22 protein-coding genes, 1 riboswitch and 1 other annotated feature are annotated in these 25,102 nt (G+C 27.6%); of the genes, 3 read left to right on the forward strand and 19 right to left on the reverse strand.

Features of this window, described 5'->3' with window-relative positions; genetic code table 11:
• Positions 1-20 precede the first annotated feature (20 nt).
• The 12 genes from cobJ to ACFIJ5_RS16585 form a co-directional block, all read right to left on the reverse strand.
• Positions 21-749: a precorrin-3B C(17)-methyltransferase gene (gene cobJ / locus ACFIJ5_RS16530; RefSeq protein ID WP_379808991.1), complete on the reverse strand. Its 729-nt coding sequence runs from the start codon at positions 747-749 to the stop codon at positions 21-23.
• Between the two features lie 24 nt (positions 750-773).
• Positions 774-1,763 (reverse strand): cobalt-precorrin 5A hydrolase, encoded by a 990-nt coding sequence (gene cbiG, locus ACFIJ5_RS16535; protein ID WP_379808993.1) that lies wholly within the window; start codon positions 1,761-1,763, stop codon positions 774-776.
• Positions 1,764-2,002: 239 nt separating this feature from the next.
• Positions 2,003-2,746: a precorrin-4 C(11)-methyltransferase gene (gene cobM, locus ACFIJ5_RS16540; RefSeq protein WP_379808995.1), complete on the reverse strand. Its 744-nt coding sequence runs from the start codon at positions 2,744-2,746 to the stop codon at positions 2,003-2,005.
• 23 nt (positions 2,747-2,769) lie between these two features.
• Positions 2,770-3,435 (reverse strand): cobalt-factor II C(20)-methyltransferase, encoded by a 666-nt coding sequence (locus ACFIJ5_RS16545; protein ID WP_379808997.1) that lies wholly within the window; start codon positions 3,433-3,435, stop codon positions 2,770-2,772.
• A gap of 153 nt (positions 3,436-3,588) precedes the next feature.
• A complete protein-coding gene (gene cbiT, locus ACFIJ5_RS16550; RefSeq protein ID WP_379808999.1) occupies positions 3,589-4,152 on the reverse strand; it encodes a precorrin-6Y C5,15-methyltransferase (decarboxylating) subunit CbiT in 564 nt (187 codons plus the stop codon).
• Positions 4,149-4,748 (reverse strand): precorrin-6y C5,15-methyltransferase (decarboxylating) subunit CbiE, encoded by a 600-nt coding sequence (cbiE, locus tag ACFIJ5_RS16555; protein ID WP_379809001.1) that lies wholly within the window; start codon positions 4,746-4,748, stop codon positions 4,149-4,151. The genes cbiT and cbiE overlap by 4 nt, the downstream gene beginning before the upstream one ends.
• Positions 4,749-4,845: 97 nt before the next feature.
• A complete protein-coding gene (gene cbiD / locus ACFIJ5_RS16560; protein WP_379809003.1) occupies positions 4,846-5,928 on the reverse strand; it encodes a cobalt-precorrin-5B (C(1))-methyltransferase CbiD in 1,083 nt (360 codons plus the stop codon).
• Between the two features lie 36 nt (positions 5,929-5,964).
• The gene (locus ACFIJ5_RS16565) at positions 5,965-6,594 is read right to left on the reverse strand and encodes a precorrin-8X methylmutase (RefSeq protein WP_379809005.1); all 630 of its coding nucleotides are present in this window, start codon (positions 6,592-6,594) and stop codon (positions 5,965-5,967) included.
• Between the two features lie 94 nt (positions 6,595-6,688).
• Positions 6,689-7,669, reverse strand: a complete 981-nt coding sequence (gene cbiB / locus ACFIJ5_RS16570) for an adenosylcobinamide-phosphate synthase CbiB (RefSeq protein ID WP_379809007.1) — start codon at positions 7,667-7,669, stop codon at positions 6,689-6,691.
• Positions 7,670-8,309: 640 nt separating this feature from the next.
• Positions 8,310-9,053 (reverse strand): ABC transporter ATP-binding protein, encoded by a 744-nt coding sequence (locus ACFIJ5_RS16575; RefSeq protein ID WP_379809009.1) that lies wholly within the window; start codon positions 9,051-9,053, stop codon positions 8,310-8,312.
• A gap of 44 nt (positions 9,054-9,097) precedes the next feature.
• Positions 9,098-10,066, reverse strand: coding sequence for a FecCD family ABC transporter permease (locus ACFIJ5_RS16580; RefSeq protein WP_379809011.1), 969 nt, complete (start codon positions 10,064-10,066; stop codon positions 9,098-9,100).
• Between the two features lie 136 nt (positions 10,067-10,202).
• Positions 10,203-10,388, reverse strand: a riboswitch (cobalamin riboswitch).
• A gap of 85 nt (positions 10,389-10,473) precedes the next feature.
• Positions 10,474-11,520, reverse strand: coding sequence for a pyridoxal phosphate-dependent aminotransferase (locus ACFIJ5_RS16585; protein ID WP_379809635.1), 1,047 nt, complete (start codon positions 11,518-11,520; stop codon positions 10,474-10,476).
• Between the two features lie 293 nt (positions 11,521-11,813).
• On the opposite strand from ACFIJ5_RS16585, the gene ACFIJ5_RS16590 reads away from it, so the two are divergent.
• Both ACFIJ5_RS16590 and ACFIJ5_RS16595 read left to right on the forward strand, forming a co-directional pair.
• Positions 11,814-13,244 (forward strand): TldD/PmbA family protein, encoded by a 1,431-nt coding sequence (locus ACFIJ5_RS16590; RefSeq protein WP_379809013.1) that lies wholly within the window; start codon positions 11,814-11,816, stop codon positions 13,242-13,244.
• On the forward strand, positions 13,244-14,545 hold the full coding sequence (locus ACFIJ5_RS16595) for a metallopeptidase TldD-related protein (protein ID WP_379809015.1): 1,302 nt from the start codon (positions 13,244-13,246) through the stop codon (positions 14,543-14,545). The genes ACFIJ5_RS16590 and ACFIJ5_RS16595 overlap by 1 nt, the downstream gene beginning before the upstream one ends.
• A 109-nt stretch (positions 14,546-14,654) precedes the next feature.
• Here ACFIJ5_RS16595 and ACFIJ5_RS16600 read toward each other — a convergent pair whose 3' ends face one another.
• The 6 genes from ACFIJ5_RS16600 to ileS form a co-directional block, all read right to left on the reverse strand.
• Positions 14,655-14,816, reverse strand: a complete 162-nt coding sequence (locus ACFIJ5_RS16600; protein ID WP_379809017.1) for a hypothetical protein — start codon at positions 14,814-14,816, stop codon at positions 14,655-14,657.
• Positions 14,817-14,857: 41 nt separating this feature from the next.
• On the reverse strand, positions 14,858-15,724 hold the full coding sequence (locus ACFIJ5_RS16605) for a DMT family transporter (protein WP_379809019.1): 867 nt from the start codon (positions 15,722-15,724) through the stop codon (positions 14,858-14,860).
• Between the two features lie 76 nt (positions 15,725-15,800).
• On the reverse strand, positions 15,801-16,655 hold the full coding sequence (locus ACFIJ5_RS16610; protein ID WP_379809021.1) for a DMT family transporter: 855 nt from the start codon (positions 16,653-16,655) through the stop codon (positions 15,801-15,803).
• Positions 16,656-16,791: 136 nt separating this feature from the next.
• The gene (locus ACFIJ5_RS16615) at positions 16,792-17,790 is read right to left on the reverse strand and encodes a LacI family DNA-binding transcriptional regulator (protein ID WP_379809023.1); all 999 of its coding nucleotides are present in this window, start codon (positions 17,788-17,790) and stop codon (positions 16,792-16,794) included.
• A 105-nt stretch (positions 17,791-17,895) separates the two neighbouring features.
• Positions 17,896-19,101 carry a phosphopentomutase gene (locus tag ACFIJ5_RS16620; RefSeq protein WP_379809025.1) on the reverse strand — a complete coding sequence of 402 codons (1,206 nt, stop codon included), beginning with the start codon at positions 19,099-19,101 and terminating at the stop codon, positions 17,896-17,898.
• A gap of 190 nt (positions 19,102-19,291) precedes the next feature.
• The gene (gene ileS, locus ACFIJ5_RS16625) at positions 19,292-22,402 is read right to left on the reverse strand and encodes an isoleucine--tRNA ligase (RefSeq protein ID WP_379809027.1); all 3,111 of its coding nucleotides are present in this window, start codon (positions 22,400-22,402) and stop codon (positions 19,292-19,294) included.
• Positions 22,403-22,493: 91 nt separating this feature from the next.
• Positions 22,494-22,757: a binding site (T-box leader), on the reverse strand.
• 254 nt (positions 22,758-23,011) lie between these two features.
• On the opposite strand from ileS, the gene ACFIJ5_RS16630 reads away from it, so the two are divergent.
• Positions 23,012-23,494, forward strand: coding sequence for a spore coat protein (locus tag ACFIJ5_RS16630; RefSeq protein WP_404661472.1), 483 nt, complete (start codon positions 23,012-23,014; stop codon positions 23,492-23,494).
• Positions 23,495-23,560: 66 nt separating this feature from the next.
• Here the strand turns inward: ACFIJ5_RS16630 and ACFIJ5_RS16635 are convergent, their stop codons facing one another.
• Positions 23,561-25,072 carry a cell wall-binding repeat-containing protein gene (locus ACFIJ5_RS16635; RefSeq protein WP_379809031.1) on the reverse strand — a complete coding sequence of 504 codons (1,512 nt, stop codon included), beginning with the start codon at positions 25,070-25,072 and terminating at the stop codon, positions 23,561-23,563.
• Positions 25,073-25,102: the final 30 nt, after the last annotated feature.

A 25,102-nucleotide genomic window follows, 5' to 3' on the forward strand; every position in this document is an offset into this window, starting at 1 on the left:
AATATACACTCCGTTCATTATTAAAATTTTTCTTTATTCTCATACCCTCTTGGAGTTATAAACATTTGTTTATCAATATAACTTTTACTATTACCTATGATAACTATTGATAACATATCTACTGCATCTTCCATAAAATTATCTAGCGTAAATATTTTTGCATCTTGATTTTCTCTAAGAGCGTTTTTTATAACAGCTACAGGAGTATCTCCTTTTCTATATTTTTTTATTAAGTTTATACATTCTTTCAAGTGATTTGGTCTACCTTTACTTCTAGGATTATATAATGATATTACAAAATCACCTTCAGCTGCTAATTCCACCCTTTTCTTTATTAACTCATAAGGTGTAAGTAAATCGCTTAAACTAATATTACAATTATCATGCATAAGAGGCGCACCAACAATAGATGCTGCTGCTGTAGATGCTGTAACTCCTGGAACAACCTCTACCTCTTCATCCTTTTTCATTTGAAGTATAAGACCTGCCATACCATATATTCCTGCATCACCAGTACTTATTATTGCTACATTTTTATCTTTAGAAATTTCTAATGCTTTTTTGCACCTATCAATTTCTCCTCTCATTCCAGTTGAAAAAATTTCTTTATTCTCTATTAATGGTTTAATCATTGATATGTACTTTGTATACCCTACTATTACATCACTTTTCTCAATAACTTTTTTAGCTCTTACAGTCATGTACTCAAGACCACCAGGCCCTATTCCAACAACATATAACTTACCCATATATATCTCTCCTCTAATGTCAAACTATAAAATTCCTATAGAAATTGTCATACCTTCACATTTTTGTTTTTCAACAATAATTTTTGCTTTTGAAAGCTCGACGCAAGGTTCACATACAGCTCTTATTCCTATAGCTTTTTCTACAAAATTGCTTCCTACATATTTGTGCTGTATTTTTCTTATTTCTTCTACTAAAAATATTTTTAAATCTGCATTTAAAAATTGTGCTAAATTAATTATGGCTTTTTCATTTTTCTTTATTTCTACAGTACTTACTACTTTAACTGATCTATAATCAATATTATTTTCTTGTAAAAATTTAAGAACTGTCCCTTTCATCTTTTCACTGTCATAGTTTTTTCTACAACCTATTCCAAGTACTATATCTCTTCTTATAAGTTTTAAACTAGGCACTTGATGATTTTTTAAATACTTGATTTTATTTGTAACATAAACACTACCAGTAATATTTTCTAATTGTTCTTTATTTGAAACATAACCTTTAGGATTTTTTATTAAATTTTTATCATCAATAAATATAATTTTTTCACCATGTACCAATCTAGATGATATATCTTTAGCACATTTTAAATTTTCTATTACAAGATTATTGTTTTTAGCTATTACATCTGGTGCAGTAATACCTAAATTATCTGTAGCTGTTGTAATAATAGGCTGAGCACTTATTAAATGAGCTACCTTTTCCGTAAATTCATTAGCCCCTCCTAAATGTCCACTTAAAAGACTTATTACAAACCTTCCAGTACTATCTATTACTATTACTGCTGGATCTTTATCTTTACTTTTTATATATGGAGCAATAGCTCTTACAGCTATTCCTGTAGAAGCTATGAATATTATTTTTCTATATTTTTCAAAAACTTCTTTTGTAATATTACTTAATTTTAATTTCTTAACATCCTTTTTAAAATATATAAACGACTTTATATTTAAACTTATTTTTTTAGCTATACTGTCTCCCTGTTCAGTCACGCTAATTATCGCTATATCCATATTAAAGCTCCTTATTTTAGAAACCTATCCCTTGTTTTTACTCTAATTTTAAAACTTGTTTTAAGGACCTGTCCCTAAATTTTTATAAATTTTTACAAGTAATTTAAGGATCTGTCCCTTTATTTTGTTAACTTTTTTATTCTTTTTAAACCCAATTTTACAAACTTAACCTTATTTTTTGAGGACCTGTCCCTTGTCTTTTAACTTGTTAAACCTAATTTTAAAGACCTGTCCCTAGTTTATTTTCTAAACATATGGCTAAAGTTTTTATCATATAATTTACTTTTATCATATTCACAATTTATAAAATCACCAACTAAAATTTGAGCACATCTTGTTATATTAGCTTTTTTTACTTTTTGTGATATATCATCTAAAGTACCAGTTATTACTCTTTGATCTTCCCAAGTAGCCTTTTCTATAACAGCTATAGGAACATTTCTTCCATATCCCTTTCTTAACTTTTCTACTACCTTATCTATAATACTAATAGATAAGAAAATTGCCATAGATGCTCCTATTTGTGCTAAATTCTCTAATTTCTCACCCTCTGGAACTGGAGTTCTTCCCTCTACTCTTGTAAGTATCACAGTTTGAGACACATTCGGCAAAGTAAATTCTTTCTTTATTGCAGATGCTGCAGCTGCAAAAGAACTTACTCCTGGAATAACTTTATATTCTATATTTAACTTATCTAGTTCATCCATTTGCTCTTTTATAGCTCCATATATTGATGGATCTCCAGTATGAAGTCTAACTACCAACTTCTTTTCTTTATCTGCCTTCTTCATAACATGAATAACTTCTTCTAAATTCATTGAAGCTGAATTATAAATTTCTACTCCTACTTTGCAAAATTTTAAGTGTTCACTACTTACTAATGAACCTGCATATATAACTATATCTGCTTTTGATAATATATCTCTACCTTTAACTGTTATTAAATCCACATTTCCTGGACCTGCTCCTATAAAATAAACCACATTTATTCCCCCATCCTATATTTTTATAATTTATGTGCAATTATAAGACTCATATATTCTCTGTTTTTTAATATTTCTTCTTTATTTCTTAATATCTCTTGTCCTTCACGACCTGCTTTTTTTATGTATACATATTTATATCCATTTTGTTCTAAAAAATTTAAAACTTTTTCTTCTATTTTATATACTTTCATTATTGCTAAATTTTTTTGACCTTTAACTTCATCTAATCTAGAAGCTGGTAATATTAATAATGGTTCATCACCTATTACTAAATATTCATTAGCTACACTGGCACATGCACAAAATGAAGTTATTCCTGGTACTGTTTCTACTTCAAATCCATCCTTTTGTAGATTTTGTAAAAGATAAATATATGTACTATATATAAATGGATCTCCTATGGTTAAAAATACTACATCTTGTCCATTTTTCAATCTCTCTTCTACAGCTTTAGCTGCTTCTCTTATCTTTATTTCCTGTTCTGGTCCTCCCATTGGAAAGTGTTTAACTAAAATTTCTGCTCCATCTTTTATGAAATCTTTTGCTGTTTCATAAGCAATACTTTTCCCTCCATTTTTAGCGCTGGGTACTATAATAACATCTGCATTTTGTATAGTTTTAACTGCTTTTAGAGTTAACAGTTCTTTATCCCCTGGTCCTACACCTATTCCATATAATTTAGACATGATTTTCATCTCCTTTATATAAATTTATCCACAATGAATTATAATATTTTATAGTTATCCACAAACTATGAAAACTTTATCATTAAATTGTTAATATCTTTTGAAAATTAATGTTTATTACTACAATTAACTAAAAATTGAAGACTTGTCCCTTTAATTTTTAATGGCACTAACTATAAAAATAGGATTATTAGCCATAAGCATATATGATTTTCCTTTAGTTTTACTTATAGCTATTTGAGTACATTCCACAGTAAAATTTAATCTTTTTAAAACTTCCATAGCTCTATATACGTTATTTATAGTTATAAAATTAAGCACCATAGATCCATTTTTTCTTAGTTTTAAGCTATATTTTTCAATTATACTTTCTATATTTCCTCCACTTCCTCCAATAAAAATGGAATCAAACATTTCATTTACATTCTCTTCTACACAAATAGCTTCTCCTTCAATAATTTTTAAATTATTGCAATTAAATTTTTCTTTATTTTTTAAAATTACTTCTAATGCATCCTTATCTTTTTCTATAGCTATTACTCTTCCATTTTTACATATCTTACTGCACTGAATACTTATACTACCACTACCAGCACCTACATCCAATACAACATAGTCACTATCAAGGTTCATTTTTGATATACTAAGTATTCTAACCTCTTCCTTTGTCATAGGACAGTTTCCTCTTATAAACTCTTTATCCTTTATGTATCTCATTTTTCTATCACCACCACACACAATTCACTATACTCTTTATCAATCATTTCATCAGCTTGTCCACAAGTTATTTTTTCATCTTCATATGATAGATTTTCTCCTACATAAACCACAGCTTTTATATTTTCTTCAACTAATCTTTTACATAATTCACTAGGCGAATTAGTCTTATCCGTAAGCCATATAGAAAGCTTGTTTCTTTTTACTTCACAAATAAAATCTTCTTCCCTTCCATGCATACTACCTGTAAATGCTGTATTCCAAGTTTTCTTTAACCTACACATCATATATTGAAAAGAACTTATACCAGGTATAATATCTATATCACCAACATAATTATTTTTTATGTAATTAGTTATTCCATAATAACAAGGATCCCCCGATGCAACTACTGCTATATTCTTTTTTGAATCTTTGTTTATAATGTTTAAAATATCTTTCAGTGTTTTAACATTAACTTTATCTGTACTTATAAATTTTATACTTTTAATAGCTCTTTCAAAGCCAACTATAATGTCACTTTTTTCCATAATCTCAACTGCTTTTGGAAGTACATATTCTCTACTTCCTGGTCCAATCCCAACAATATAAACCATTATCTCATCTCCAATTTTAATTGAAATAGTGAACTCTTCATCCATGAAGTAGAGTCTTCTTAATTAAAATTAAATAATATAATATTCAATTGATAACTCATATTTTTCTTGTATCAAATAAAATACCTTTTCCCATAGAATATAAAATAATATTTGCCTCTACTTTTTCATGAGTATATAATTTTATCCTATTTTGTATCTTATTAGAAATATTTTTATAAATTATATTATACTTATCTCCTAACAAATTTACAGCACCTTCTGTAGTTTTCTGATTATATACATCTTTTATCATATTATTTGGTGCTCCAATAAGCGCTAATTCTAACGCCATTACCTCTAATCTCACATCACAAATCCTACTATGTGTATTAAAGCATCCTGCTGATACTTTACTTAATTTACCTATATGTCCTATTATTAATACATTTTTAATATTATTTTCTATACAGCATTCCAAAGCAAAACCAACATAGTTAGACATAATAACCATCTTATTTTTGTTTATATTTAGCTTCTCAGCCATATCTTCTCCCATATTTCCAAATACCAATATCAAATCTTTATGACCTAATTTCACTTTTTGACGTATTTCCAAGGAAATAGACTCTTTTAGTGCATCTTCTGACATAGGGGTAACTATGCCTGTTGTACCTAATATTGATATACCTCCCTGTATATTAAGCCTTGGGTTAAAAGTTTTTTTAGCAATCTCTTCACCTTTAGGTACAAAAATTGTTATTTCTACACCTTTATTTTTAGGAAGAACTTCTTTTACTTCTTTTTCTATCATACTTCTTGGTACAGGATTAATAGCAAACTCTCCTTTTTTAACATATAATCCTTCACTTTTTACAGTTCCTATACCTTTTCCTGCCCTAAGTTCATATCCTTCATTCTTTATCTTTGCTCTAGCCCATATTTCTATCCCATTTGTAACATCTGGATCATCTCCTGCATCTTTTAAAACACAGCACTCTACAAATCCTTTTTCTTTTCTTACTTTATTAATAGGTAGTGTAAGCTCTATTCCCTTTGGAGTATCTATTTTTATTTCACTTATGTCATTTTCATAAAAAAGCATAGTAGCCGCTGCTTTAGCTGCTGCAGCTGCACATGAACCTGTGGTATATCCACATCTTAATTTCTTACCATTACTATGTACATATAAATTCAACATTGGTAACGCCTACCTTTTTTCAATTACTTTTAAACATTATTCTCTTCTTGTTATCATATACATAAGTGCATTTACAATAGATGCAGCTACACCACTTCCACCTTTTCTTCCCCTTACAGTAATCATCGGAATTTGTAACTTTTCAGCTTCTTCTTTAGATTCAGCTGCTCCAACAAATCCTATAGGACAGCCTACAATAAATTTTGCTTTTGATTTATTTTCAAGAATTAACTCCTTAAGTCTAAATAATGCAGTTGGTGCATTTCCAAACACGAAAAATTCAACTCCATCTTCAACTGCTTTTTCTACCGCGGCCATAGAACGAGTTATTCCTCTTTCTTTAGCTATCTGTGCAACTTCTGGTTCACTTACATAACTAATAACCTTACAATTCAATTCATTTAATGCCTTTTTATTTATTCCTGAAGCAGCCATTTTGGTATCAGTATAAATAGTTACTCCCTTTTTCAATAATTTTAAAGCCTCATCTATGGCACCTTTTCTTATATACACTAAGTCTTTATATTCAAAGTCTGCCGTAGTATGTATAACTCTTTTTATGATTTTCAATTCCTCATCTGAAAAATTATGTTCTCCCATTTCCTCGCCAATAATTTCAAAACTTCTTTTTTCTATATCCATTGGTACACGTATATAATCCTTCATTGTTGTCCTCCCTTATGTTTAATCATTATAAAATATAAATACTCAACCTTTGCAGTTCAAAAATACTATATATCATTTTCCACAGCTACTGTTTTTACCTATAAAAGTTGAGATAAATATATATATTCACTGTTATAACATATATTAATATCATTAATATTTCTGATGCATACATCAATTTTATACTTTCCACTATATGTTCTTTTGTAAGCTTTTTTATTTTATCTCCTATAGTTGGTTTATAAATAACCTCTCCAAAATAAGTATTTGTTCCCCCTAATTGCACTCTCATCGCTCCTGCTGTAGCTGCTTCTGGATAAGCACAATTAGGACTTTTATGATTTTTTCTATCTCTTTTCAATATTTTTAGCGATTGTATTATATTTCCTTTAACAACAGGAGCCATAATACACATTAAAATACCTGTTATTCGGGCTGGTATCAAATTAGCCAAATCGTCTACTTTAGCTGGGAAAAATCCTATATTTTTGTACTCCTTTGTCAAATATCCAAGCATAGAATCCATAGTATTTATCCCTTTATACATCATAGCTAATGGTGCCCCCCCTAGCATTGCATAAAATAGAGGTGCTATAACACCATCAGATGCATTTTCAGCTACTGTTTCAACATCTGCTCTTATAATTTCATCTTTAGAAAGACTTTTTGTTTCTCTACCTACTATATATGAAAGCTTTATTCTTGCATCCTCAATGTCATTATTTTCTAAAGAAGTATATACCTTTTTTGCTTCTTGTTTTAAACATTTACATGCGATGGTTGTCCAAATAATTATTACATTTACTACATGATAAACTATAGGTATTACATTTGATATTTTTAAAGTCAAATATGGCACTATAAAACTGGTAAATGCTACAATTATAACTATAAATCCACCATATACCTTTAAGTTTTTTTCTTCTTTGCTCACACTTCTAAACTTTTTTTCTAAAAACTTAATAAATTTACCTATATAAATTATAGGATGAGGAAACCAATAAGGATCTCCAACTATCCAATCAATTATTACAGCTATACATATATCTATTACATTAAAATAAACAATATCCATATCTATCACCTGCTGTTGATTATTTTTTTTATTTATCTAAATTAATTACATAATAATTTTAATATTTGTAACCTTTTTTTAACCTTTAATTATACTAATATTTGTATAATTAAAATAACAAAAGAATCATAAGGATGTGGTTAATTTATGAAAAAGCATTTTGATATAGTTTCCTTTTTCGGTACTATATTTGTTTCTTTAATAATTTTAGAACTTACATTTTTCGCGATTTAACAAATTTGTTTACAACTCTCAATTCAATAACCCATAACTTATTAATTAACTTTCCCTGCTTTATGTTATATCTTAAAGGCAGGTCTTTTTTATGTTATCAAATCTACTTTTTTAGTAAACCAACTTTTAAGATATTTAACTCAACTTTCTCATTAAAAAAATACTGTCTAGCGAAGGTAAATGATATATTGCGTAAGAAACATTTGAACAAATTTTACAAGTTATTAGCTTTACGAATTTGAAAAAAGTCATTTTTTAATTACTGATTCCTACGGAATATTAATTAAAAAATCTTTTTTCAATATGAGTAAAGCTTAGAACTTGTTACTGAAGTGAAAAGTTTCTGAGCAAGATATCATTTCCCGTAGCGGATATTTTTAACCTGTAAAAGTCAAATTAATAACATTCAAACTATCTCCAAAGCATTTCCTTTAAATTTTCCCTTTACATTAAATACTTTAAATAATGACTCATCATTAAGCACTTCTTCACTTTTACCAAAATCGTACACTGTACCATTTTTTAAAATTAGAATTTCATCACAATATTTTCTTGCCATAGATAAATCATGTATTATTAATATTATCAGTTTATTTTCCTGTTTCACTTTTTGTTTTAATAATTTTATAAATTTTGCTTGATAATAAATATCTGCATTACTAAAACCTTCATCTATAAGTATAATGTCTGTATCTTGACATAAAGTTTTTGCAAATAAAACTCTTTGTTTTTCTCCCCCACTGAGTTTTGTTACTTTTCTACACTGTAACTTTTCTAACTCTGATTCTTCTATAGATAATTTTATTTTTTTCATATCTTCTTTATTTAAATACCCTTTACCATAAGGATATCTTCCCATAGCTACTATTTGTTCTACAGTATAAGGAAATTTCAATGTAAAGTTTTGACTCATTAGGGAAATATGTTTAGCTAATTCTAATGTAGAATATTCATTAATATCCTTATTATTTATCAAAATTTTTCCTTTACTAATACTTGTTATATTAGCTATAGTTGAAAGTAACGTACTTTTTCCTGCACCATTAGGTCCTATTATTCCATATAAATTTCCTTTTTTAAAACATAAATTCATTTTTTTTAATATTTCATGTTTACTTAATTCAACACTCACATCTTGTATTATTAACATACTCTTCCCCCAGTTTTAAAACCTTAAAACAACTAATAACATATCTAATTATCATATTTTTTAGTAATAAAAATATAGCAAAAGAATGGTCCTCCAAGCATAGTAGTTATAATCCCAACTGGTAACTCATGAGTCAACAGACTTCTTGTAACAGTATCTGCTCCTAGTAAAAGTACTGCTCCTAAAATACTACATATAGGTATAATTTTTTTATTATCAGCTCCTACTACTAATCTAGTTAAATGTGGTACTATCAATCCAACAAATCCAATTATTCCACAAAGAGATACACAAAATGCTGTCATCAATGTACAATTTATCAAAAGCACCTTATATATTTTATCATAATCCACACCTACAACTATTGCTTCTCGCCTTCCTAAACTCATTATATTTAATTCCTTTGAATACCTTATACAAATTAATATACCAATAAATATAACTAAACCTAATATTAAAGTTTGTTTCATACTTTTAGAACCTAAATTTCCCATAAGCCAATATATTATTGCCACTGAATTTTCTTCAGATATAGCTTTTAAGAAACTAACTCCTGCTTGACATACAGACCCTACAATAATTCCTGCTAACACTAAACTAGTAGTTGTCATAATTTCTCTTGCCTTAGATAACCATAATACTAAAATCAATACTAATATTGAAAATATAACTGCCATAGGTTGAATTAATATATTAGTTTGAAATGTAATATTTATATATATTGCCAAACAAGCACCAAAAGCAGCTCCTGAAGAAATTCCTAAAGTATAAGAATCTGCTAAAGGATTATTTAATAAACTTTGTAAAATTGCCCCACTAACTGACAACGCAGCTCCTGTGAATATTGCTAAAAGTATTCTCGGCAACCTTACCTTAAATAATATTAATGAACTTATATCAGTATCATTTAAATTAAATAAATTCACTTTTCCACTACCAAGTGCAAATACACTCAAAAATACTAAAATAATCAATAATACAACAAAAGTTAATATAAATCTTTTGTCTTTCATTTCATAATCTCCATTCACGATATTGTAATTTTTATTCATAAATACAATTTATTGTAAAATAAATAACAGTAGCCCCTTAGGATGCTACTGTTGAAATCATGTAACTTTTATTCCAAAAATACCTTCCCTCCGAAAGTCTTGTAATAATATCTAGGTAGGTCTCCTGACTTAAGCTTCATTCTTCCCTCTCCTTCCCGGTTTATTAAACCAGTGGATTTGAGAGTTGTCCACTATTACAGTAGCGGGGGCTGTTGTGGCCTTTCACCACATTCCCTTTTACCCATTTTTATAACTAAATGGCACCTAAATTAATAAAAATATTCAATTGTGGTTATGATTTCTATTCTATTACTCTTTAAACTTCAAATTCCTTTTTCATTTTTCATTATAATACATTTATTTCAATTTTAATAGACTTTTTTTAATACTTTAACCAGTTTTTCATTGGTTTTCCTATCTTTAATGGCAAATCTTACATATGTTTCATCAAGTCCTACGTAATTATCTGCTTTACGAATAAGAATTCCTTTTTGTAAACAACAATCATATAATTCTATACAATTTATTCCTTTTAATTTTACTAAAATATAATTCCCATTAGTTTCATAAACTTTATCTATAAAACTAATCTCTTTTATTTTTTTAGATAAAAATCTTCTTTCCTCTTTTATCCATTTCAATGAATTTTGTATATACTCCTTATCTTTTAAAACATATTTAACTGCCATTTCTGCAAAACAATTTATATTCCAAGGATTTTGTTTTGATTTTATCTTATTTAGCAATTCAATATTTTTACTTATACCATACCCAAATCTAATACCAGGCATTCCAAAAAATTTAGTCAATGCACGTATTATAAATAGACATTTATAATTTTCTACCTCATTTATGTAACTTTCATTAATATCTCCAGTAAACTCAATAAAAGCTTCATCTACAATAACTACCTTATTTCTCTTCTCACAAAATTCTAATATGTTTTTGAACTTATTTTTATCAATTATACCCCCATTTGGATTGTTAGGATTTCCTATTATAACTGCTTGGTTGTCTTTTAATTTGTATAATATATCCTCATAATCATAGCTTTTATCTTCTTTTCTTAAATAAGAATATTCTATATTACAATCATACTTTTTTGCATCTATTTCATATTCTACAAATGATGGTACTACTATAAGTATCTTTTTAAAACAACTAATGACTAAATCTATAACTTCCGCAGCTCCATTTCCAAGTACAAAATAATCCTTTGAAATTTTTGTATATTCTTTTAAACTTTCAATAGCTTGCCTGTATTTTATATCTGGATACTTAGTAGTACTTTCAACTGCTTCATTTATATGATTTATGAAAGATTTAGGAATTCCTAAAGGATTTATGTTAGAACTAAAATCAATAAGCTCCCTTCCTTTTAATATTCCATTTGTATAAATATCTCCTCCGTGAATCAAATTTAATCCCCCTTTTAAATTAATCTAATAACTATTTTCTGAATTAAATTCACTTGTTATTCTACTAACTTTCATAATATTAGCTTAGCAAACATTAAAAATCAAATCAATTTTATAAATATTATCAAATATAATTAAATCACATTTTACATAAAAACAAAAAATTTTGCTATATTTTATTTCTAAAAAACAAATTTGATATTTCTAAATTTTTCAAATATTATTGTTTTATTATTGGATTGATGTTAAATTATAGTTAAATACATTTCAATAAAAAGGGGGTACAATTGATGAAAACATCTATGTCTAAATTTTTAGTCAACACTAAACCTATATTAAAAAAATTAGTTTCAATCCTTTCAAAAGAATATAAATATGTATCTATACTAGGTACTGATGTGAAAGGTAAAAGCTATGCAGTAAAAAAAACAGGTATTGACTTGAATGATTCATTTTGGAATGAAAGAGGGTTTGTTTTAAGAATTCATAATGGTATTAATTACTCTGAATTTTCTTTTAATGAAATTAATGAAAGTGACATTGAAAATTTTACAAATGATATAAAATATAAAATTAAAAATGAACTAAATAACTTGAAGTCATTATCCTCACCAATAGCTTCTTATCCAATTATTGATGAAGAAAAACTTACCAAAAATTTCATAGGAGAAATACAATTAGATAAATCTACATTATCAGATAAAGATATTCTAAATAAAATGATAAAAATAAAAGATAAAGGCTTATCTTATTCTGATTTATTAGTTGATTTTAGAGTCATTCTTCAAAATGTTCATGTATCTAAAATATTCATATCAAATAATAAAGATTTAGAACAATCATATGTATGGAGTGAAGGATATATTGTAAGTATAGCTAGAAAAGATAACAATACTAAAGTATTCTTTAAAAGTAGTTCCGGACTTAAAGGATTAGAACTTCTAGATGAAATTGAACAATTTATACAAGAAGTTGCATCTAATAATATAAAACTTTTAGACGCTAAAAGAATTGAATCTGGTGAATACGATGTTATATGTGATCCTAGTGTTTCTGGTTTAATAGCTCACGAAGCTTTTGGTCATGGAGTAGAAATGGACATGTTTGTTAAAAATCGAGCTAAAGCAAAAGAATATATAAACAAGCCTGTAGCTTCTAATCTTGTAACTATGCACGATGGTGCAGCAGCTGCAAAACATGTTTCTTCTTACTTATTTGATGACGAAGGTGTTTTGGGAAGTGATACTACTATTATAGATGATGGTATTCTCAAAACTGGAATGTGTGATGCATTATCTGCTCTAAGATTAGGCATTAATCCTACTGGTAATGGAAAAAGAGAATCTTTTGAAAGAAAAGCTTATACAAGAATGACAAACACATTTTTTGAATCTGGAAATGACGATTTAGAAGATATGATATCTTCTATTAAATATGGATACTTACTTGAGTGCCCATCAAGTGGTATGGAAGATCCTAAAAATTGGGGAATTCAATGTATGGTTAATGTAGGACGCGAAATCAAGGATGGTAAATTAACTGGTAAAATTGTATCTCCAATAGTACTTACAGGTTATGTTCCTGATCTTTTAAAATCAATTTCTATGGTTTCTAAAGAAGTAGAACTTGAAGGCAGTGGCGCTTGTGGAAAAGGATATAAAGAATATGTTAAAGTTTCCTGTGGTGGTCCTTATATCAAAGCGAAAGTGAGGTTAGGATAATGTTAGATTTAATTAAAAATATTATAAAACATAATAAAAATATAAGTGCATATAAAATAATAGAAACTATAACTGAATCTAGTGAGCTTTTCTTCATAAAAAAAGAAATGGATATGAATAGAAGTAAAAAAGTTCACTATTATAAAGTTACTTTATTTAAAGATTTTGAAGAAGATGGTGAAAAATATAGAGGATCTTCTACATGTAATATATACCCTACTATGGATAAGGAAGAAATTAATGAAATAATTAATGACTCTGCTTTTTCATCAAGTTTTGTTAAAAATAGTTTTTATCCATTACCAAAACCTATAACATCAAAAATAGATTTACAAAAATCAAACTTTTCATCAAAAGCACTGTCAGATTGGTTACCTGAGCTAACAGAAGCTATATTTAAAAATGACAAGTATAAAAATGGTTATATAAATTCAGCAGAATTATTTTTAAACAAAATATTTACTCATATCATTAATTCTGAAGGTATAGATGTTTCATACGAAAAATATAAAGGAGAATTGGAAATTATTGTAAATTGGAAGGAACAAAAAGGAGAAATTGAACTTTATAAAAACATAAAATTCTCTGAGTTTGATCCAAGTATGATATCTAATGAGATTGATAAACTTATTAAATTAAGCAAAGAAAGAGCATTATCAAATACAACTGTTAAATCTGGAAAATACACCGTTTTATTAACTGGTTCACCTGTTAAAACAATGCTTAATTTTTATTTAACTAAATCAAATACTCAAGCTGTTTATGATGGTATTTCTAATTTAAAAGTAGGTGAAAATATTCAAGGTAATAATATAAAAGGTGACTTACTAAATATAACTTTAGATCCTTGTATGAAAAACTCAACAAATTCTATTCCTTACGATGATGATGGTTACCCACTATCACCTGTAAAATTATTTGAGAAAGGTGTTTTAAAACAATATTATGGTGATGTACGTCACAGTTATTATATAAATGTTGAACCTACTGGTAATATTGGTAATATTGAAATTGAAGGCGGATCACAATCTATATGTGAACTAAAAAAATCACCTTATGTAGAACTAGTATCATTCTCTGATTTTCAATTAAATTCTTTAACAGGTGATTTTGGAGGTGAAATAAGACTTGGATGGTTCTTCGATGGAAATAATACAATTCCTATAACTGGTGGTTCTATTTCAGGGAATATACAAGATATTCAAAATGAAATGTATTTTTCTAAAGAACTTCAAAAAGATAATGATTTTATAGGTCCAAAAACCATAAAATTAGTTAATATATCTATATCTGGAATTTAAAATTTATATAAAATATAATAATTCATACTTTTATAACTGACCAGAAAGCTAGTGTATATATTATACTAACATCTGGTCAATATTTTTGTATTAATGCTACTTATATTCTTTATGCTGCTGTATTTTCTCTTATTAATGTTTTTATTTTCTTTATTGGCTTAAACATAAAATTTTTACAATATACAAATATTATTAATAATAGCATAAGCATAAGTATACCTATAGCATCAACAACATTTATAAAAGTATTAGCGTTTATCCTTTGGTTCATAACCTAACACTTCCTTTTACCTAAATTTATCATTTTATATTCTATTGTTTATCTTTACAATCAATATTTTTATTATATAAATATACTAACATCGCAGTAACAATAATTATTATTCCCCCAACTATACTCATTTTATCCGGTATTTCATTCCATATGAAAAACCCTATAATTGCTGAAAATATTATATTAGAATAATTATATATAGCTATTTCTGAAGCGGGAGCATATTTATAAGCTATTGTAAGTGAAAACTGAGCAAATGCAGCAAATACGCCCGTACTTAATAAATATACAAGTTGCATAACCGTTGGTACTTTAAAATTCAAAAGCATAAGGGGTAACATTCCAACTACAGAAACAAATGAAAAATAAAATACTACTGTAGATGGCTCTTCTTTATCCTTCAAAAACCTAACTAATGTATAAGCAGCTCCAGCAAAAACTGCTGATATAAATCCTGCTAATGCTGGCACTATGGAAAAATCAAATCTAGGTTTTATTATCAAAAGTACTGCTATAAAAACCACTATAAGTGCTGGAATTTGAATTTTAGATAATTTTTCCTTTAAAAACAAGCAAGCAAATAATGTTACAAAAAAAGGTGATAATTTATTTAACATAGCTGAATCTGCTAAATACATATTACTTATAGCATAAAAATATAAAATAACCCCTAAAAGTCCCATTAAAGACCTTGCAAGTAAATATCCTTGATTTTCTTTTTTACCAAACATCTTTGATCCACTTTTCCTTACAACACTAAATGCTACTATTAAACTAATTAAATTTCTAAAAAATACTTTTTCAAACACTGGTAAATTTCCTGCTTTTTTTACCATAGCTCCCATAAAAGCAAAAAATAAAGCTGATGCTAACATAAGCGCTACTGCTTTGGGTTTATTATCCATTTTTATTACTCCTTTAATATAATATTATAATAACCTATAAAACTTAAGAATATCTTAAAAACATCTTAAAATATCTTTAATTAATTAATTTTCTACTATGAATAAAATTAATTACTCCACATAATATTATAAGAAATCCTCCTATAAAACTCAACAAATCAGGAACTTCTTTCCACATAAAATATCCTAATATTGCAGAAAATATTATATTAGAATAATTATATATAGATATTTCTCCTGCTGGTGCATATTTATATGCAAGTGTCATAAAAACTTGTCCACCCAGCCAAAATAATCCCATTGCTATAACTAATACAATTTGTCCATAAGTTAATTTGTGATAATTCATAATCATTATAGGAAACGACCCTATGATTGATATTACAGAAAAATAAAATAATATGGTAGAATAATCTTCTTTATCACCTAAAAATCTTAAAAGAGTATATGCTGCACCAGAAAATAAAGCAGATACTACTCCTGAAAGAGCAGGCAACATGCCAAACCCAAATTCTGGCTTAATAATAAATATAGCTCCAATAAAAACAACTATAAGTAGACTATTTTGTAACTTAGTCATTTTTTCCTTTAAAAAAATATATGCAAATATACTTACGAAAAAAGGCGATAATTTGTTTAACATAGCTGAATCTGCTAAATATAAATTGTTAATAGCATAAAAATTTGTCACAAGTGCTAAATATCCAAATAAACATCTAAAAAATAAGTATTTTTGATTTTCCTTCATTCCAAATAATCTTTTCTTTTTCTTACGTATTATAAAAAATGTACCTATTAAACTTATTACATTAGTATAAAATATCCTTTCAAACATTGGTATATCACCTGCGATTTTTACAAATAATGACATCAACGCAAATGAAAATGCTGATAAAATCATAAAAATAATAGCTGCTGGCTTATTATCCATTTCTTATCTCCTTACTAAGATTTTAACACAATATATATTAACATAAAAATTTACATATTACATATAAATATAAATTATTCCATAATTAAAAGAGAAGTTTCCACTTCTCTTTTAATTTTTAGTAAAACTATTTAGTTTATTTTTTACAAGAATCTCTTTCTACTAACTGGTATGGTAATATGTAGTGACTTTGCCCTAATTTTTGTTTATTTATTATTTTAATTAACATTCTCATACCTACAGATCCCATATCATACATAGGTTGAGCAATAGTTGTTAATTTTGGATAAAATACTGACGCTTCATAAACATCATTAAATCCAACTACATCAATATCTTCTGGTACTTTTATGTTTCTTTCTCTTAAAGCATTTATTGCACCCATAGCACATTCATCACTACCACAAAAAACAGCATCTATCTTCTGTTTTTCAATTATTTTAATTATTCCTTTATACCCATCCTCGACTTTTAAACCTTCACAGTAAATTAAATCTTCATCTAACTTCATGTTATTTTCTTTTAGAGCTTTTTTATATCCTAAATATCTAAAAGAATTAACATTTCCTTCATTATTTTTATGACCTATATAAGCTATTTTTTTGTTTCCTTTTTGTACTAAATAATTTACAGCATCATATGCTGCACTTTCGTTATCAATTGTTACACTTGGGAATTTCTTTTGGTCATCAATATTTTCTATTAGTACCATTGGAATTTGTAACTGTTCTATAAGTTCTACAATTTTAGGTTGAAGTGAATTACTCATATACAAAATACCATCAACCATTTTTTCTCTAAGTACTTTTAAATATTCCATTTCTTTATCTAAATCTAAATCCGTATTACATAACATTATATTATAATTATATATATTTGCTACGTCTTCTGCTCCTCTTACTATTTCAGGATAAAATTGACTAGATATATCAGGAATAATCATTCCTATTGTACTTGTTCTTTGAGTTTTAAGACTTCTAGCAACTATATTAGGTCTATACTGTAATTTTTTAATAGCCTCTAATACTTTCTTCTTTGTTTCTTCATTAACTACATCTATATTATTTAATACTCTTGATACAGTTGCAATTGATACACCTGCTTCTTTAGCCACATCTTTTATTGAAGCTGCCACATTCATCAACTCCTATATACTTTCTTCCAATAATTATACCTCAAGCTTACTATTCTTTACAAGACAAATTTAATAATTTCTTATTTTATTTTCCAAAATTTATAATTATTTTATAAGTTTTCTTAAAAAAGATTTATTTTTATCTATGTTTTCAACTTTAAAATATTCTAATACAGTAATTCCAATATCGGATAATGTTGAAAATTCACCTATAAATCCTTTTTGTATTTGTTTGCCAAATACAAGAACAGGAACATATTCTCTAGTATGTTTATTATGACCTATAGTAGGATCATTACCATGATCACCTATAACTAATAATATATCTTCATTATCCATTACGTTTATAATTTTCCCTAAATGTTTATCTACTATACTTAACTCATTTGCATATTTTTTAGAATCTTGTAAATGCCCCGCTAAATCCGTTCCTTGTACATTACTTAATATAAATATTTTTTGGTTTTTCTGCATCTCTTCTATAGTTAGTTTTAAAACTTTCTCTGTGTCCTTTGCTAAAATGCTTTTTCCATATGGATTATTTATTATTTCTGCAGCTTTTCCTATTAAAGTTACAAGAATTTGTTTTTTTCCTAGTATACTGCAAATCTGATTATCACAATTCTCATTACTAATCAGATTCATAGTCTTATATCCTCTTTTATAAACTCCACATTGAGCAGCATTTATACCCACACATTTACCATTTACTTCTTTTATCGAGTTTACCATTTCCTCAAAATTTACAAGACACCCATTTACAACTACTCTAGGAACTTTAACCTTATTTCTTATTATTTTACCCACTTTTAAAATTTGCTCATAACTTATCCTATTTAAATCTCCTGTAACACTATATATTTTTCCTAAGTCACCTTCTATACTATCTCCTATTATAATAGCATCTTCAACTAATAAAACTTTTAATTTATCTCCTTTATACATTACTTTATATTTTTTACTTTTTAATTCCTTATATATCTCATCTATATGTTCATTAAAAGCTTCTTTAAATTTTGAAGAGCTATTTAATGCAACAATCTCTTGATGACCTAAAAAAGAATCTGCACCTTGGTATTCTAACGCACTAATTCCATAAGTACAATTTAAACTTTTTTTCATTACACAAGTTTCATAATCAATAACATTCATTATTCCCATTTTTTCTAAATTATTTAATTTTAAATAATTATTTTCTTCTACAATATGTCTAAAAGTATTAGAGCCTATATCTTCTCTTCTTGTTGTATAAACATCATCCATAGCTCCAACCCCTAGTCCATCTATTACTATTACTATAAACCTACCCATGATTATCTCCTTTGCTTATTCCTTCCTATTATCAAAGCAAATTCTATTATTAAACTTTTCAACTTTCGCAGTAAAAAAACACTGTTTAGCGTAGCGGCTATTTTTCACCTGCGAAAGTTGAATAAACTTATAATTCATACAGGAAAAGCATGTAATCTATTTTAGCAGATTACATGCTTTATTAAACTAATTATTTAACAACTTCAACAGCCATGTTTAGTTTTTCACCATTTATCTTAACTTCATTGTATTGAACCTCTGCATCATATATAATTTCTAAAGCAAGAGTTTCTTTCTTAATGTTATCTTGGAATTTTTTAATTACATTTTTAATAATTTCACTTCCACTAACATATAATTTTATTTTATCTGCTACTTCAAATCCACTTTCTTTTCTCATGTTTTGAACTTTACTTAAGATCTCTCTTAAATGACCTTCTTCTCTTAATTTTTCAGTAATAGTTGTATCAAGAACTACTCCTAATTCCCCTTCTCCAGCAAATGCATATTCTCCAAGACCTTGCATTGTTACAAGTAAATTCTTATCGTTAAATTCTATTTCTGTACCTTCTATATCTGCTGTAACTACCTCACCAGTTTTAATCTTTTGAGCAAGTTCCATTTGATTCATTTCACTTAATGCTTTTCTTATTTTTGGTATTAATTTACCATAAGTTCTTCCAAGCACAGGTAAATTAGGTTTTATTTCAAAGTTAACATATTTAGATAAATCTGCTCCAAATACAACTTCTTTAATGTTAAGCTCATCTTTTATTATATCTCCATAATACTCTGGCAGAGCCTTAGTTGAAACAAGCATTTGTGAAAGTGGCTGTCTATTTTTAATATTAGCTCCATTTCTTGCACTTCTTCCAAGTTTAACTATCTTAGAAGCAATACCCATTTCTTTTTCAAGTCCTTCATTTATAAGATCAGTATTATATTTTGGCCATTTACATAAATGAATACTTTCTATTGCTTCTTTGTCTAAATTAACAACTAAGTTTTGATAAATTTCTTCTGATATAAATGGTATAAATGGTACTGATACTTTTGATAATGTAACCAATACTCTATAAAGCGTTACATATGCACCAATTTTATCATCAGTAAGTTCTGTAGTCCAATATCTTGATCTATTTCTTCTTACATACCAGTTAGAAAGTTCATCAACAAATTCTTGTATAGCTAATGCAGCTTGAGTTATTCTATAACCATCAAGATTTTCTTCAACATTCTTAATTAATGAATTTAATCTTGACATTATCCATTTATCCATTACATTTTCTGATACAAAATCTTTGTATTCAAGTGGATTAAACTTATCAATGTCAGCATATAACACATAGAAAGAATATACATTCCATAATGTACTCAAGAATTTTCTTTGAACTTCTTTAACATCATCCTTTGAGAATCTTGTTGGAAGCCATGGTGCACTTGAAGTATAAAAATGCCATCTTGTAGCATCTGCACCTTGAGTTTCTATTACATCAAATGGATCTACAACATTTCCTTTATGTTTTGACATCTTTAATCCATGTTTATCAAGAACATGACCTAACACAATACAATTTTCAAATGGATTAGTATCAAAAATACCAGTTGAAATTGCTAGTAATGTGTAGAACCATCCTCTTGTTTGGTCTACTGCTTCTGAAATAAATTGTGCTGGGAAATTTTTCTCAAACACTTCTTTATTTTCAAATGGATAATGATGTTGTGCAAAAGGCATTGACCCTGAATCAAACCAACAATCAATAACTTCTGAAGTTCTTGTCATTTGTTTTCCACAATGTGGACAAGTAAGTTTAACATTATCTATATATGGCTTATGAAATTCTATATTTTCAGGTACATTTATACCTTTTTCTTCAAGCTCTTTTCTACTTCCTATACATTCTCTATGTCCACACTCGCATTCCCATATTGGAAGTGGAGTTCCCCAGTATCTATCTCTTGATATACCCCAATCAATAACATTTTCAAGGAACTTACCAAATCTTCCTGTTCTTATGTTATCTGGATACCAATTTATCTTGTTGTTATTTTCAAGAAGTTTATCTCTAAGTTTTGTCATTCTAACAAACCAACTATCTTTTGGATAGTATAAAAGTGGAGTATCACATCTCCAACAATGTGGATATGAGTGAGTAAATTTTTCTGATTTATAAAGAGTTCCATTTTCTTGCATATATGCAAGTATTTTAGAATCTGCTTTCTTAACAAACATACCTTTCCATGGTTCTACTGCATCTACAAACTTACCTTCTCCATCGACTAAATTTATTAATGGAAGATCATTCTTTTTACCTAAAAGATTATCGTCTTCCCCATAAGCTGGTGCAATATGAACTATTCCTGTACCATCAGTTAATGTTACAAAATCTCCATGTACTATATAAAAAGCTTTCTTTTCTGGAGTTTCAAATTTGAATAATTGTTCATATTCTTTTCCTAATAATTCTTCACCTTTAAATTCTTTTACTACAGTGTATTCAGAATCTTCAAGAACACTTAATAATCCTTTTGCAAGTACTAAATATTCTCCATTTTGTTCTACTTCAACATAATCATATGATTTATTTACTGCTAAGGCTACATTACTTGGTAATGTCCAAGGAGTTGTTGTCCAAGCCAAAAAGTATTTATTTTGTTCTCCTTTTATTTTAAATTTAACAAAAGCTGTTGCTTCTTTTACGTCTTTATATCCTTGAGCAACTTCATGTTGAGATAATGCAGTACCACATCTTGGGCAATACGGAACTATTTTATGACCTTTATATAAAAGTTCTTTATCCCATAGTGTCTTTAATGCCCACCATACTGATTCTATATAATTGTCATGATATGTTACATATGGGTTATCCATGTCAACCCAATATCCTATTCCCTCGGACATCTTTTTCCACATATCTGTATATTTAAATACACTTTCCTTACATTTCTTTGTAAACTTTTCAACTCCATAATTTTCAATTTTATCTTTTCCTGATATACCAAGCTGTTTTTCTATTTCTAATTCAACAGGAAGTCCATGAGTATCCCAACCTGCTTTTCTTAGAACTTTATATCCTTTCATAACCTTATATCTTGGAATTAAGTCCTTCATAACTCTTGTCAAAACGTGTCCTACATGTGGTTTTCCATTTGCTGTTGGTGGTCCATCATAAAAAGTAAAATATTCACCATCTTGATTTAAATCAAAATTCTTTTTAACAATATCTTTTTCTTCCCAAAGTTTTAATATATCTTTTTCCATATCTACAAAACTTCTTGAAGCATCAACCTTTTTATACATAACTCAAACTCCTTTCCTCATAATCTTAATTTTTAATTCATAATTTCAGTATTTAATGTATTATCTTAATTAAATAAAAAAACTCCGCCCTTAATAGGACGAAGTTATATTTTCGTTGTACCACCTAATACTTAGTAGAAATTTCAAGTACTGCAATCAAATATACAAACTTATAATTTATATATTTCATGTGAAATACTCTATTCTTTAACGCAGAATTACGAATAGACTTACTTTATAATTTCAGCCTTCAACTCATAGGTGATTTTCCTAAACTCTTACCTACCAGGTTTCCACCCTCCCTAGCTCTCTTTAAGGATTTAAGTGTAGTACTCTTCCTAATCACTGTTTTTTTAAACAATTATTATGTTTTATATTTTAAGTTTCTATTATTATATTATATCAAAATTTTATTGTCAATCAAGGTGTAAATTTATTTTTTATAAAATATATTATATCAATTCCTCTAATTTTCATACGAATAAAATATTTATTATTGTATAACATAACTATATATATCTTGAAAAATTAAGTATATAAATAGAAAGGAGGATTCATTACAGAAAATTTAATGTGAAAAAATACTTTCACTCTGTAATGATAAATTATATGAATTTAAACTTATCACAAAAAGAAAGAATGCTCTTAGAGGATCAAAAAACTCATGAACAATTATGTATCGAAAAATATACTAATTTTGCACATGAAGCTAGTGATGCTGAATTAAAACAAATGTTTTTAAATCATGCTTCTCAAGAACAAGAACATCTAAATTCAATAAATCAAATGTTAAATGGACAAATTCCTGACTTAAATCAAAATCAACAATCATCTCAAAATAATCAAAATCAAATGAACAATCAACCACAAAATGTACAACAAGCTGGTATGGTAAATCAAACTGATGAAAAATTATGTGAAGATTTATTAATGACAGAAAAATATGTATCAAATACATATGATACTTCTATCTTTGAATTTAAAGATTCTAATGCTCGTGATGTTCTAAATCACATACAAAAAGAAGAGCAGCAACATGGAGAACATATTTCAAATTATATGATAAACCACGGTATGTATACTGTTCAATAAATTGTTGTATTAAGTAAAAAACAACTATCCTTATCTTTACATTAAAAGTTAGGATAGTTGTTAAATTTATTTTTTTACAAAATTCAATATTGCATCAGCAATTGCTTTAGCGCATTTTGTTTGATATTCTGCTGTTTTTAATAATGCCTCTTCATTTGGATTACTAATAAATCCAAGTTCAGTTAAAACAGAAGGACAACTAGCATATTTATTTACATAATAATTTGCAGTTTTTACTCCTCTATTGTAAGAACTAAGATCTTTAACTAATTCATTTTGTATAGCTTGAGCCAATTTCTGACTTATACCTCCACTATTATTAGATGTACTATAGTAAGTTTCTGTTCCATAAGCAGAAGGTCTAAAGAAAGAATTACAATGTATACTTAGGAAATAATCTGCACCTGCATTTTTTGCTATATCAACACGTTTTCTTAAATCATCAGATACATTTGAAGGCCATGAAACACTATCACTAGTTCTAGTATATACAATTCTTATACCATTTTGTGACAGGATTTTTCCAAGTTTTAATGCTACTGATAAAGTAACATCTTTTTCCTTTATTCCTGTAGGTCCTATGGCTCCTGGATCATATCCACCATGTCCTGCATCAATGCATATTGTCAACTTTTGATTTAAAGCATTATCTGGTACTACTGCACTTCCACCCAAAACATTTATTCTATAGTTAGAACCCATTTTTGTTATCAAAAAATTAGATATATTATTATTTATACTTTCTCCAATTAAAACAATAGGAAGTCCTTGTTTTGCTGCAGCAGCTGCACCAGAGAGTGCATCCGGAAATTGTTTACCACTAGCAGCATAAGCAGTTGGCATACTACTATTTCCCCAAAACTTTTGCAATATTTTATAATTAGTTTCATACCTATCTGAACCATATATTCTCTCACTGTTAGGAAATCCGTTCATTACATTTGAACTTATAACACCAGTTCCTCCAACAATATAAGATTTGGTAATACTTTTACCTCTTAAATAGTTTGTTACCTCAGTAGGTATTCTATTTTTTTGAACTAACACTATAGGTATCATATCCCTTCCTGAAACAGGACCTACAGACAGTGCATCGGGAAAATTTTCTCCTAATGCAACAAATAATTTATTTCCACCTATTTTGTTAGCTACAGCTATAGATGTAGCATATCTATCTCTTCCTGCTATTCTTTCTTTCTGTAATCCCATACCTGTAATTTGTGATTCTGTAGTTGTAGGTATAACACCTGTCCCTCCAACAATATAAACCTTGCTGGCTCCTAATCTTCTTATTTCTTTTTTCACATCTTCTGTCAATGTATCTTGTACAAGAATTATTGGTGCATCTAATTTTTTTGATAAAGGAGCTGCACATAAGGAATCTGCAAAGCTATTGCCAGATGCCAATATTACACTATTTGTTTTTCCCCATTTTTTTTGACTTATAGCAATAGACGTTTTATACCTATCACTTCCATATATTCTTTCAATGTTAGGTGCAGCAAATACCTTATTTGAACACATAAATGCTAAAAATAGGAAAGTAAAAATCCCTAAAAATCTTTTGTAATTTTTCATACATACCACCACCATTTCATCTTTTGTACT

The organism is Haloimpatiens myeolchijeotgali (assembly GCF_042688525.2).
In the GTDB taxonomy this organism is placed as follows: Bacteria; Bacillota; Clostridia; order Clostridiales; family Clostridiaceae; genus Haloimpatiens.